This is a genomic window from Ottowia thiooxydans, assembly GCF_040548795.1.
In the GTDB taxonomy this organism is placed as follows: Bacteria; Pseudomonadota; Gammaproteobacteria; order Burkholderiales; family Burkholderiaceae_C; genus Ottowia; species Ottowia thiooxydans_A.
This window is the reverse complement of record NZ_JBEPSH010000014.1, coordinates 106,726-119,089: the sequence shown is the minus strand read 5'-3', so window position 1 is coordinate 119,089 and position 12,364 is coordinate 106,726. Positions and strand designations below refer to the sequence as shown.

Annotated in this window: 11 protein-coding genes; 6 read left to right on the top strand and 5 right to left on the bottom strand. The window is 58.5% G+C overall.

Going from position 1 to position 12,364, the window contains the following annotated elements; all coding sequences use genetic code 11:
* Positions 1 to 414: 414 nt before the first annotated feature.
* Positions 415 to 717, top strand: coding sequence for a hypothetical protein (locus tag ABIE13_RS25945; protein ID WP_354448919.1), 303 nt, complete (start codon positions 415 to 417; stop codon positions 715 to 717).
* 43 nt (positions 718 to 760) lie between these two features.
* A complete protein-coding gene (locus ABIE13_RS25940) occupies positions 761 to 1,063 on the top strand; it encodes a hypothetical protein (protein ID WP_354448917.1) in 303 nt (100 codons plus the stop codon).
* A gap of 167 nt (positions 1,064 to 1,230) precedes the next feature.
* Here the strand turns inward: ABIE13_RS25940 and ABIE13_RS25935 are convergent, their stop codons facing one another.
* Positions 1,231 to 1,689, bottom strand: coding sequence for a MarR family winged helix-turn-helix transcriptional regulator (locus ABIE13_RS25935; protein ID WP_354448915.1), 459 nt, complete (start codon positions 1,687 to 1,689; stop codon positions 1,231 to 1,233).
* Positions 1,690 to 1,775: 86 nt separating this feature from the next.
* On the opposite strand from ABIE13_RS25935, the gene ABIE13_RS25930 reads away from it, so the two are divergent.
* The 4 genes from ABIE13_RS25930 to ABIE13_RS25915 all read left to right on the top strand — a co-directional run bounded on the left by ABIE13_RS25930 (position 1,776) and on the right by ABIE13_RS25915 (position 6,817).
* A complete protein-coding gene (locus tag ABIE13_RS25930; RefSeq protein WP_354448913.1) occupies positions 1,776 to 3,110 on the top strand; it encodes a sulfatase family protein in 1,335 nt (444 codons plus the stop codon).
* Between the two features lie 288 nt (positions 3,111 to 3,398).
* Entirely contained in the window at positions 3,399 to 4,418 is a 1,020-nt protein-coding gene (locus tag ABIE13_RS25925) for a Bug family tripartite tricarboxylate transporter substrate binding protein (RefSeq protein ID WP_354448911.1), read from the top strand.
* Between the two features lie 23 nt (positions 4,419 to 4,441).
* A complete protein-coding gene (locus ABIE13_RS25920) occupies positions 4,442 to 5,233 on the top strand; it encodes an enoyl-CoA hydratase/isomerase family protein (protein WP_354448909.1) in 792 nt (263 codons plus the stop codon).
* An 18-nt stretch (positions 5,234 to 5,251) separates the two neighbouring features.
* Positions 5,252 to 6,817, top strand: coding sequence for a malonate--CoA ligase (locus tag ABIE13_RS25915; protein ID WP_354448933.1), 1,566 nt, complete (start codon positions 5,252 to 5,254; stop codon positions 6,815 to 6,817).
* A gap of 40 nt (positions 6,818 to 6,857) precedes the next feature.
* Here the strand turns inward: ABIE13_RS25915 and ABIE13_RS25910 are convergent, their stop codons facing one another.
* The 4 genes from ABIE13_RS25910 to ABIE13_RS25895 form a co-directional block, all read right to left on the bottom strand.
* Positions 6,858 to 8,102, bottom strand: a complete 1,245-nt coding sequence (locus tag ABIE13_RS25910; RefSeq protein WP_354448907.1) for a PepSY-associated TM helix domain-containing protein — start codon at positions 8,100 to 8,102, stop codon at positions 6,858 to 6,860.
* A 2-nt stretch (positions 8,103 to 8,104) separates the two neighbouring features.
* Positions 8,105 to 10,630 carry a TonB-dependent receptor gene (locus ABIE13_RS25905; RefSeq protein ID WP_354448905.1) on the bottom strand — a complete coding sequence of 842 codons (2,526 nt, stop codon included), beginning with the start codon at positions 10,628 to 10,630 and terminating at the stop codon, positions 8,105 to 8,107.
* A 119-nt stretch (positions 10,631 to 10,749) separates the two neighbouring features.
* On the bottom strand, positions 10,750 to 11,787 hold the full coding sequence (locus tag ABIE13_RS25900; protein ID WP_354448903.1) for a FecR domain-containing protein: 1,038 nt from the start codon (positions 11,785 to 11,787) through the stop codon (positions 10,750 to 10,752).
* Between the two features lie 10 nt (positions 11,788 to 11,797).
* Positions 11,798 to 12,316, bottom strand: a complete 519-nt coding sequence (locus ABIE13_RS25895) for a sigma-70 family RNA polymerase sigma factor (protein ID WP_354448901.1) — start codon at positions 12,314 to 12,316, stop codon at positions 11,798 to 11,800.
* Positions 12,317 to 12,364 lie beyond the last annotated feature (48 nt).

Here is a 12,364-nt window from a genome sequence, read left to right as displayed (position 1 = left end):
ACGCCGGGGGGCGCCTGGTGTTGTTGGGGCTCGCTTGTGTACATGAGTACACGGCGCTCGCCACGCCTAGCCTGGCACCCCCTGGCTTGGCAACGCGTGGGGGGTTAATTGATGACACGCCCTAGTGCTGCACCTTCATTTTTAGTCTTTAAGTTTTCAGGCTTCCTCTGGCGGAGCCGGCTGGATCCTGCTTTCTCAAAAAGATTGTTTCCGAAAAGGAGAAAGTGTTGTTCCCGTTTGCTGGTTTTAAACACCCCATTCCTGGAGCAAACTACGTCTTACGGAGCCGGCCATCAGCCTTCAAGCAAAAGCCTCCTCCGAGATGAGTCTGGAAACAAGAACCGGATTCACCGTAGAGGAGGCCTCCATCCAGGCGGTCTCGCAGGACAAAGATTCAACTTAAAGGAAAAGATCATGCAAGTTAAAAACATCGCCATTGCTTCTGTACTCGCCGCCGTTTTTGCCGGCAACGCATTTGCCGCACAACCAGCATCTGGTGAAGGCCCACTGTTCCTGAATGAAGCCCAGGCTGTGAGCACAGTGACCCGTGACGCAGTCCGCCAGGCTGCCATCGCCAACCCACCTGCTGTCAATGGCTACGACGCCGCTACGGCCAGTGCTGCGGTGAAAAGCGAAGTCTCTCGCGCCGCTGTTCGTGAAGCCACTCTGGATGCCATCGCCCATGGCTTCACAGTGAAAAGCGGCGAAACAGCCTGATAGAACAAATACTTAACAAACACTCAAATAAAAGGAAAAGATCATGAAAGTTAAATCCATCGCCATCGCTTCTGTACTCGCTGCCGTTTTTGCAGGCAATGCTTTTGCTGCTCAGCCAGAATCTGGAGAAGGCCCGCTGTTTTTGAATGAAGCTCAAGCTGTGAGCACCCTGACCCGTGAAGCAGTTACTCAGGAAGCCATTGCTAATCCACCTGCTGTAAATGGCTACGATGACGCGACTGCTGGCGTGGCCACGCCCAGCCAAGTGACTCGTTCGGCGGTGCGTGACGCTACCCGTGACGCCATCGCCCATGGTTTCCGCGTGCAAAGCGGTGAAATGGCCTAAGCCATTTCCTGACGGGCAGGGCAGGCTCTGCCAGAGTCCTGCCTTCCATTAAAACAAGAGACGCATGCCGTCTCTTTTTTTTTGCCATTTGCGAGATGAAAGGATCTGTTGGAGAAGCGTCTGGAGCAGGGGAGAGACTTTGCGCAGCGGGGGGCCTGGAGGCCTATTCATCTGCTCAATCTTGCCTGCGTCTGTAGGCGGCCCAGCAGGTCATCGAGAATATCGGCTTCGCTCTGAGACAGTACTGAAACCAGTTCACGATTGAACGCTGCCACACGCGGCAGCAAGCGCTCATACAGTTCGAGGCCGGCTTGCGTCAGGCGAAGCGGGACTTGCCTTCGGTCGCTGGGACGAGGTATGCGAACCACCAAACGCTTTTGGACCAGGCTGGTAATGATGCGCGATGTGATGGCTCGGTCCAGCCCGGTCTGTTCGGCCAATTCAGAGGACAGCATTCCTTGTTGCAATGCCAACTCTGCCAGTATGCGCCACTCGCGCCGGGTAACACCAAACTCTTTCTCGCACATCTGAACAACGGGCCGCCCCCCGATGGCAGTCAAGCGAGAGAGGCGGAACAGCAGCATGTCATGCAGCGCTTCTGGATCGGTCAGGCGTGAAGCAGGCATAGGGTATTCATGAACAAAGATTGATTTTGTCAATTCTTGCTGGTCAGCCTAAAGTAACTGGAACTTATGAAGGCTCAGAACTGGAAATGACCGAAGAAAAACGCCCCAACATCATCTTCATTGTGGCCGACGACCTGGGTTTTGCTGACCTGGGTTGCTATGGAGGAAGAGATGCAACGTTCGGTCCGGTATCTCCGGTGCTGGACCGCCTGGCTACGCAGGGCTTGAAGTTCACGCAGGGCTATAGCAACTCGCCTGTCTGTTCACCCACTCGTTTTGGTCTCATGACCGCGCGCTGGCAGTATCGACTGCGGGGTGCGGCAGAGGAGCCCATCAACAGCAAAAGCCGCGGCAGCACGACCTTGGGGCTGCCTGCCGAACACCCCACCTTGCCTTCGTTGCTGAAAGAGGCAGGGTATCGCACGGCGCTGGTGGGTAAATGGCATTTGGGTTACCCACCGGCTTTCGGCCCGATCAAGTCCGGCTATGAGGAATTCTTTGGCCCCATGTCTGGGGGAGTTGACTATTTCACCCACTGCAGCAGCAACGGCTCCCACGACTTATTCCTGGGAGAAGAGGAGCACGCGCAGGAAGGGTATCTGACAGACCTCATTTCCGAGCGTTCGGTGGACTATGTACGACGCATGTCGCCCGGTGCGCGTGAAGGCACGCCATTTTTTCTGAGTGTGCATTACACGGCTCCGCACTGGCCCTGGGAGACGCGCGATGATGCCGGGTTGGCCCAGGAAGTGAAATCCAATCTCTTTCATTTGCATGGGGGCAACATCCACACCTATCAGCGCATGATTCATCACATGGACGAGGGCATTGGTCACATCGTGGAGGCTTTGCGCAGCGAAGATCTTCTGGAAGACACGCTGATCGTATTTACCAGCGACAACGGAGGTGAGCGCTTTTCCGACAGCTGGCCCCTCGTGGGCGGCAAGATGGATCTTACCGAAGGTGGCATCCGTGTGCCCTGGATTGCACACTGGCCCGCCATGATTCGCCCGGGCGGTCTGAGTGAGCAACTGTGCATGACCATGGATTGGTCAGCCACCATGGTGGCCATCGGCGGCGCGACACCTCATGAAAACTACCCCCTGGACGGCGTCTCGCTGCTGCCTGTGTTTGTCGACCCCAAGGCCATATTCGCCCGTTCGCTCCATTGGCGCATGAACCACAGGGGGCAGAGGGCATTGCGTGACGGAGATTGGAAATACCTTCGGGTAGATGGGTTTGACTATCTCTTCAACATCCCTGCAGACGAGCGCGAGCGCGCCAATCAAGCTGGCCGCGAGCCGGAGCGCCTGGCCTCCCTGCGCGAGTCGTGGGAAGCATGGGCCGCCACCATGCCCCCCATTCCCGCAGATGCCACCGTCAGTCTGGGGTATGGAGCCAAGGATATGCCGCAGCGTTGAACTTAGGAGGCTGTCGCGTCCGCACCCTTGTAGCGCGCTACCCAACCAGAGGCTGGGCATGTTTGAGCTGTCCGAGGGCGCGCAGGCGCCTCGGAGCCGCAGCTCAAACCCTTGCCAACGCGCACCCGATGACGACCTTCTCGGGCGCGTCCAACTACCGTTTCTAGGTTGATAGGGTTTTCATGGATGTTTTCCGTTTTGAAGTTGGCGACGACCAGCTGGCTCCCTGTTATTGTTTGCAGCGGGAAAAATGGGTGTTGACCTCATAAATCCGAAGGAGACAAACGAATGAGTTCTAAGACTGGAAACATCCCCTCGGGGACGCGCCATAATTTCTTGACACGTCGGCAGGCTATCTTGGGTAGCGCCGCAGTTGCAGCATTTCCCTTGGGCGTAGCGGCGCAGTCGTCCTGGCCCAGCAAGCCGGTGAACCTGGTTGTGCCTTTTCCCGCGGGGGGCGGTACAGATGCATTTGCCCGGCCTCTGGCGGCTCAGTTTTCGAGGCTGACCGGCAAAACGCTGGTGATCGATAACCGCGGTGGCGCTGGTGGCACTGTGGGCGCTTCTGTGGCGGCCAAGGCACCAGCTGATGGCTACACCCTGTTCATGGGGGGCGCGCACCACATGATTGCCCCCAGCATGTATCCCAAGCTCGACTACGACATCGAGAAGGATTTCGTACCTTTGATACAAGTGGCAAGCGTGCCGCAGGTGCTGGTCGTGAACCCAAAGCACACCACTGCCGCCACATTCAAAGAACTGCTCGCCCAGATTCGAAAAAGCCCTGGCAAGATGAACTATGCATCTGCCGGCGCCGGTTCGGTGCACCATCTGGCGGGCGAGTTGTTCAAGATTCAGACCAAGACATTTATCACGCACATCCCCTATCGCGGTGCTGGCCCGGCCCTTCAGGATCTCATTGCTGGCAACGTCGATATGAACTTTGATGGACTCGGCTCGTCTGCCGCTCATATCAAGGGCGGCCGGATCAAGGCCATGATGGTCGCAGGTAAACAGCGCAATCCAGCCTTCCCCGATGTCCCGTGTGCGGCTGAGCTCGGCTTGCCTGATTACAACGTGAGCACCTGGTACGGTATTTGGGGCCCCAAAGGAATGCCCACAGATATGCAGAAAGCGGCCATTGAGAGCATTCGGAAAGCTTGCCAGACGGATGAGGCGAAGGCAGTTTGGGCCGGGCAGGGCGCTCTTTTTCCGGATGTGGAAGGACCGCAGTTCGCATCATTGATATCCTCTGAAATCCAACGTTGGGCGCAGGTCGTCAAGGCCTCTGGCGCCAAGCTTGATTAATTACGTAGAAGGTGGTTTTCGGAGTGTCAAGTCCAGTTGTAGGTGGTCAGGTTTCCTTGAGTGAGCAAGAGGGTGTAGCCATCGTCACCCTTTCGCACCCCGGAAAGTTCAATGCGATGTCGCGTTCCATGTGGCGACAGCTGCGTGATGTCTTCACGCGGGTGCACTCTGGCCGCCAATGGCGCTGCGTGTTGATCCGTGGAGAAGACGGCAACTTCTGCTCTGGGGGCGACATCTCCGAATACCCCGATTTTCGATTTGATCCAGTCCAGTTGCGCGCCTTCCATGAGGACGACGTCTGGGGCGGCCTTGGTGCCATGCTGGCCTGTGACGTGCCCATCGTGGCCGCCATCGAAGGCAATTGCATGGGCGCCGGTGTGGAAATCGCGAGCTGCTGTGACATCCGTGTGGCCTCCAATTCGTCCAGGTTTGGTGCACCTATTGCGCGCTTGGGCTTTCCGATGGCGCCGCGCGAAGCGCAATTGGTGATGCGCGTGGCCGGTGAAGCGACTGCCCGTGAAATGCTCCTCGAAGCTGCCGTACTGGACGCCAGGGAAATGAAGACGCGAGGCTTTCTGCATGCGGTGGAGGAAGATGCACAATTGATGCCGCGTGCAGACTCGCGCGCGCGCCGCATCGCCAGCCTCGCACCTGAAGCTGCGCGAATGAACAAGCAGGCTTTACGGGAGCTTGCTGCCAGTTCAATGATGGCGGTTGAAGTGTTGCTGCCAGAGGCCTATACCTATGCCGAAAGTGCTGAACACCGTGAAGGTATCTCTGCATTCATAGAGAAGAGACCGCCCAAGTTTCATTGATTTTTTGCTTTAAGCATGATGACCAACCACAACCTATTTGTGGCGCTGCGCGCCGGTTTCCCTGCCGATCTGGACGGTATTGCCGTCGAAACGGATGACGGGCTTTGCTACTCCTGGCGTGATCTGGACCGGGCCACCGCCATGATCGCCAACCTGCTGCAATCGCTCGATATTGCGCCCTCGGCAGACGGTGTTCCTCCGCGGGTGGCGGTGCAGGTGGAAAAGTCGGTCGAGGCGATGCTGTTGTATTTGGCAACTCTGCGCGCGGGCTTTGTATTTCTGCCGCTCAACACCGCCTATCAAAGTGCCGAGATGGAGTATTTCATCGGCAATGCCGAGCCAGCGGTGGTGGTCTGTTCGAGCAAGAACTTCAACTGGGTGAGCAAGCTTTCCTTCAAGGCCGGCGCACGCCATGTGTTCACTTTGGACGACGACCGTACAGGCAGCCTTCTTGAGCGCGCAGTGCACTGCAGCGACCAGCAAAAGCCGGCGAATCGCCGCGCAGACGAATTGGCTGCCATTCTCTACACCAGCGGCACCACCGGCCGTAGCAAGGGTGCCATGCTCTCGCATGGAAACCTGCTGTCCAACGCGCGCGTGCTCAAGGACTACTGGGGCTGGGAAAAGAACGACGTTCTCATTCACGCCCTGCCCATTTTCCATGTACACGGGTTGTTTGTAGCCATCCATGGCGCGCTGCTTAACGGCAGCAAGATGCTGTGGATGGGCAAATTCGACCCCCGCCGCGCCATAGCTGACATGTCCCGCGCGACGGTCTTCATGGGGGTACCCACGCTTTATGTCCGCATGCTGGCAGAGCCCTCTCTGAATCGAGAGCAAGCGTCGCACATGCGTCTTTTCATCAGCGGCTCTGCCCCGTTGCTTCTGGAGACCTTCAACGACTGGCGCGAGCGCACAGGCCACACTATCCTCGAGCGCTATGGCATGAGTGAGACCACCATGCTCACCAGCAACCCCTATCGCGCCGACGCTCGCCACGATAACCAGAGCGAGCGGCGCGGGGGAACGGTCGGCTTCCCTCTGCCAGGGGTCGAACTGCGGGTGCTGGGCGATGACGGAAAGCCAGTCCCTGTCGGGGAAATTGGGGGTATTCAAGTCAGAGGCGAAGGCGTCTTTGCCGGCTATTGGCGCATGCCCGAAAAAACCGCAGAGGAATTCTCTGCTGATGGGTTCTTCAAGACAGGTGATGTCGGTCAGCAGGCCAAGAACGGCTACGTGACCATTGTGGGACGGAGCAAAGACCTCATCATCAGCGGAGGCTACAACGTCTATCCGGCGGAGATCGAAGGCTATCTGAACGAGTTGCCGGGTGTGGCTGAGAGTGCCTTGGTTGGCGTGCCTCATCCCGATTTTGGCGAGGTAGGCGTTGCGGTGGTGATCGCCAAACCAGGCGCGAAGTTAAATGGTGAGGACCTGCTGGCCGAGCTCAAGGCCCGCCTTGCCAACTTCAAGATTCCCAAGCGCTGTTTCATTGAAACGGAACTGCCTCGCAACACGATGGGCAAGGTGCAGAAGAATCTGCTGAGGGATCAGCATAAAGGTCTCTTCGCAGGGGCCGCGTAGGTTTGGCCACACAAAACAGGCAGACCGCTCACTCGCTGGCTCAGTGCCGGCGTGCTTGATCGGCTTTCCTGCGAAGCAGTCGCTTCTTTTGCCAGATGACCAGGCCGGTGAGGCTCAGCATCGCGACCAGCACACCCATCAGAGTGACAAAAATCTGAAACGGTTGGCCCCACATTCCCGCGATGTGCAGGGCCGTGATCCAACTGGTGAGCGTATCGCCAGCGGCTGCACCCGTCGGAATCCATGTGCTGCGAAGTGCGCCAGTATGGGCGTCGAAGACCACATGGGTGCGGCCAACCTTTTCTCGCACATCCAGGCTGCTGCGTACGTAGTAACTGAAGGTCGCTTTGCGCACGTCGTAATAGAGCAGGTCTTCGCGCTCGGTCTTGAAGTCTCGTGCCAAGGCTTGAGCGGACATCAGCTCACGCCCGGTTTTGAGAGCCTGGCTCCAATCGAGACCGGGCTCGAACTGAGGGACGCCACTCGCCTGCAGTGACTTCGCTGTCCCCTGAAACGGCAAGCCTGCTGATTTCATCGTGCTGTAGTAGACAGGCGAGAGGTTGAAAGCCACGCTGCTCCACGCCAGGACCACCAACATGGGCCAGATCCAGAGCCCCCCGGCGCGGTGCAAGTCGAAGTTCCGCTTGTAGGCTCCGTTGTGCCACCGGATCGACCAGGAATGCTTCCATTTGACGAGCCACGGTTTGCCAGTCAATTGGCCAGGAACAGCTGATTCAAGCCTTCGGCGAGGGGCAGGCAGGGTGAGCCAGAAACCCAGAAAGCAGTCCACTGTCCACAGTATTGCCATCGCACCAAGCAGGATGATTCCTGCCGTGCCGAGCGCCAGCGAATGGTGCAGGCGGTAGATGAAAGGCATGACATGTTTGGGGTCGAATCCGATTTCTCCCAGCACCCTCTCGCCTAGTACCTGACCGGTGTAGGGGTGAACGAGAACCTGAAGGACTGGAGCCTCAGGCGTTCCCGGCTGACCTGGCCGAGCCACTACATAGAACACTGCCGAGCGACCAGCCGGCTGACTGAGTGGAATGTGGTTGACCAGCTTGTCAGGGTACGCTCTTTCTACCTGCGCGCGAAGCACCAAAGGTGCGAGCACGTGTTCATGACCGGTCACAGGTTGGGCCTTCAAAAGCGCAGGACTTAGCCAAGCGTCCAGCTCTTCATACCAGGCCAGGAATGCGCCGCTCAACCCTGCAAGAAACAGAAACCCCGCCATGCTCAAGCCGAACCAGCGATGCAGGCGCGTGACTGCCGGTCGCAGGCGCACCGTCAAAATTCCATGGTCGCGGAAATACTGAAGGTACGAGGTGCAGATAGCACGATTCCGCCTGAGCCTGCGCTGCCTTCCCAATAGCTGCGGTTAGCCACATTCAGGACGTTGGCTCGAAGGGTGAGGGGGCGTCCGAACGAGCGGGTAAGGTAGCGCGCACCCACATCCCAGCGGGCCCATCCTGGCAACTGGAGTGTGTTCTGTGCATTCACGTACTGCGACCCTGTCAACAAGGTGCGTGCTGTCAACGTCAGGCCTGGCAGGAATGGCGTGTCCCACTCGACGCCGGCGTTGCTGATCCACCGCGGCGCGACAATGGCACTCTTGCCATCGTTGATGCCCCCTTGCGTGCGTACCTGCTGGGCTTGCATGTAAGTCACCCCGCCCAGAACCCGCAGGCCGCGCATCACCTCACCGAACGCACTGATTTCCATTCCCCGGTTGCGCTGTTCGCCATCCATCACATAGCGGTATCGATTGGGCGCGTTGCCGGGTACCGTGATCGCATTGGGTTGCTGCAGCTCAAAGAGTGCGATGGTGCCAATGACATGTCCGAAATCGACCTTGACGCCTAACTCCTTTTGCTTGGTCTTGACTGGCGGGAAGGCTTGGCCCGCGTTTTCTGCATCAGCCGGTGCCGTCGCACCTGCGCTCAGTCCTTCGATGTAGTTGGCGTAGATGGATACGTGGTCCCACGGCTTCAACACCAGGCCCACGGCTGGCGAGTTGACGGATTTTCCATAGCCGGAAATCCAATTGTTCACTGGTGCAGTGCCCGCGTAGTTGTCAACCGTGATCTTCTGGCGCCGCAGGCCAAGCGTAAGCTGAACGGCACCGTCATGCCAGGCCATGGTGTCCGAGATACCCACCGATGAAAGCTTGGTCTGGGATGCTTGGCGGGTATCCATGAAGCCAGCAAAAGGCGCGCCGGTCTGGAAGGGGTTTTCCACCAACACCGGGCGATAGAGGTTCGACGCGAAACCTTGCCACTGTGCGAAGGCATAGCCCGCTTCAATATCCATGGAAGACGCGGCTATGTTCAGCTCATGCCAAGCATTCAGGGCGCCGAACTTCACCCTGGTGCCCAAAAGATAGGACTTCGACTTGGACGACTCCGGATAGTTGACGGGCGAGGTGGTGGTATCGCCAGCGGGGTTGAGAATGCGTGATTCGGTGCGGAAGTTCGTGTGGTGGTGATTTCTAGCCCCCGCTGCTCCATAGAGCGACCAGACAGGCGATACGTCGTATTCCGCCTGTGCGACGTAATAATCGTCCTTGTAAGTCCTGCGTTCCCAGTTCTGGGCGAATCTTTCCCCAGCTTTTGGTGGCAGGGGAATGGCCGTCAAGGTGGGCGCCAGTCGATAACCCACTGCAGCCGCCTTGGCATCGTCAGACTGATAGCCCAGATCGAACGATGCACGAAGTTGGTCACTACGGTAGTCGAGCCCTATGGCGCCTGCAGCGAGCGCGACGCTCTGACCGGAGGTGGACGTATGGCCATCGCGGTAGACACCATTGGCTCGCACACCAAACTGGTTGTCTTCGCCCCATCGCCGACCCACATCGATATGCCCGCCCCATTGAGAGTCAGACGCGTAGCCGGCCGTGAAGCGGGTGATGGGCTTATCTGTCGCACGCTTGGGCACGACGTTGATGGCTCCCCCGACGCCACCGCTGGGTGCCATGCCGGTCAATAACGCGCTAGGACCCTTGAGAACTTCCACACGCTCCACTGTTTCCAGCGAGAGGCTGCCATAAGGCAGAACGCCGTAGAGGCCGTTGAACGAAATGTCGCGGTTGGCCAGACCGAAGCCTCGCAGAAAGAAATTGTCGCCACCACCCACGCTGGTGTTGCGTCCTCGGGAACTCATGCGAACAGCTGGATCATTGTCCAGAACATCAGCGAGTGTGGCGGCTTGCTGGTTCTGGATCAGTTCACTGGTGTAGTTGGCAATGCTGAAGGGCGTGTCCATGACGTCCTTGTTGCCCAGCAGTCCAAGCCGTCCTCCACGGGCAAGCTGTCCGCCTGAGTAGGGCGCAGGAGTGCTTTCAGCGGACTCGCTGCGTGCGGTGACGGTGACCGTCTGCAAAGTCGTGACCCCTGCGTCCCGTGCTGCAGCTTCCGATGACTTCGGCTTAGCCGCCGATCTGCGCAACACGAAACCGCCACCGACGCTTTGAACCGCTTCCAGGCCTGAACCGTCCAGCAATGATGCAAAGCCATCGTTCACGCTGAAGTTGCCGGTGAGCCCGCGGCTGGTTTTGCCCGCAGTCAGTGATCCGTCGATCGATAGCACCACGCCAGCTGTGGCTGCGAAGCTGTTGAGCGCTTGATCCAGCGAGCCAGACGCAATGTCATGCCGGACCACAGATGCTGCACGCTGCACGCCTTGGGCGAAGCCCATGGATGGCATGCTCAGACTGCCCGCACCCATGCACAGCAGCAGCGTGGCGTACGCCAGAGGAGATGTCGCGGCCGTTGGGCGCGAGAGCAGGCGGGGTCGTTCAGGGCGGCTCGGGTGCATCAACTTTCCTTTTCGATGGTTGCAGTGGCCAACCTCACATGGGTGATGGGCCTTCCTTTGTTTCCCGAACGAAAAGGAAAAAGTGCTACCGCCTACCGAATTTTTTTGTTGTCCCTTGCCTATGCACCCCGTGACCGCACTGTGACCCAGTAGCGGGTAAGTTTGTCCACTCTGACTGGCAAGGCTTGCGCGAGTGTGGAAAGCGCCAGATCGGTGTCACTGAGCGGATAGACGCCGGAGACGATCAAGTTGCGCACAGCGGGGTCGCACCGCAACAAGCCTCCACGGTAGCGGCCCAATTCGGCCAGGAAGTCCTCCATGCGCATGCGCTCGGCCACGAGCAAGCCGCGCGTCCAGGCTGTCTGGGCAGCCACAGATGCAGGCAATGTTTCCACTGAGTCGCTGGAGAAAAGCGCGCGCTGTCCGGCGTCCACCCGCCTGACATGGGACGGACTTGCCTGAGGGCGGATTTCCACAGCGCCTTCCTCAACCATTGCTTGCGAAGTTTTCTGCAGTTGTCGTACGGTGAAGCGAGTGCCGATGGCGCGCACAGCCCCTTGTGCCGTGTGCACAGTGAAGGGTCGCGAGGGCAAGCCGTGCAAGGTCTGTGGATCGGCGGCTGTGGCGACAAATATCTCTCCCGCCCGCAACAACACCCGTCGGCCCTCTGAGTCAAACTGCACGTCAATCGCGCTGGCGGTATTGAGTACCAGACGGGTTCCATCAGGCAGGCTGATGTCACGCTGCTCTCCGTGGCCGGTCCGGAAATCAGCCGTGATGTGTTGCCAATCTGGGGCCTGGCGCATGGCATAGGCTCCTAGGCCAGCGCCTGCAGCGATCCCGATGACGCGCAGTGCCGTACGGCGCGAGCTCGACATCTTGGGGGCATGAGCTACGCGCAATGCAGTCCCTGCTCCAGGGCTCGAAAGAGATTGCAGTTTCGCGTCAGTACGCTGGATTTTCCCCCACGCGCGAGCATGATCCGAATCTTGCGTCACCCAACGCTCAAAGCTTTCACGATCGGCCGCGGTAACTTCTCCGGACCAGAACGTGACCTGCCATTCCAGTGCCTGTTGCATGGCCCTCTCCACCGAAGGTGTCGGAGAGGGCGAGTGCGAGCCAGCAGCCTTGAACCCGGTTGTAGTGGCTTTTGCCATGGCGCGAGCGTCAAGTCCAGTCTATGGACTGAAGAGCCTGGGCGGCACGCAGCATGTATTTGCGTACTGATCCGAACGAAACACCCATGCGCTGGGCGATCTCCGAATAGGTGAGTCCGTCGAGTTGGGACAGCAAAAAAGCCTCTCTTGCTTTGGGTGTCAAGGCATGCAAGGCCGCATCGACCCGCAACAGATCTTCCAGCACCAGGGCTCGCTCTTCTTCTGACAGCGAAACAGCCGAAGGAAGATGGGCCAAGGCTTGCAGGTAGGCCGCTTCGAGCACTCGCCGGCGGTGAAGATCGATGACCAAACCTTTGGCGATCTTCGTGAGGTGCGCACGCGACTGTTCGGCCTCGGGAGTGCGCCCCGAGACGAGAATGCGCACAAAAGTATCTTGCGCAAGGTCCGCCGCATCGAACGCATTGCCCAATCTGCGGTTCAACCAGCTCTGCAGCCACCGGTGGTGGTTGCAATACAACGCGTGGATGCTCAAAGTTGTATCGCCTGACAGCATGAGAGTGTCTGCCATTTTCGCGTAGTTTTGCTAATGAGAATAATTCGTATTCTATGCGGATAG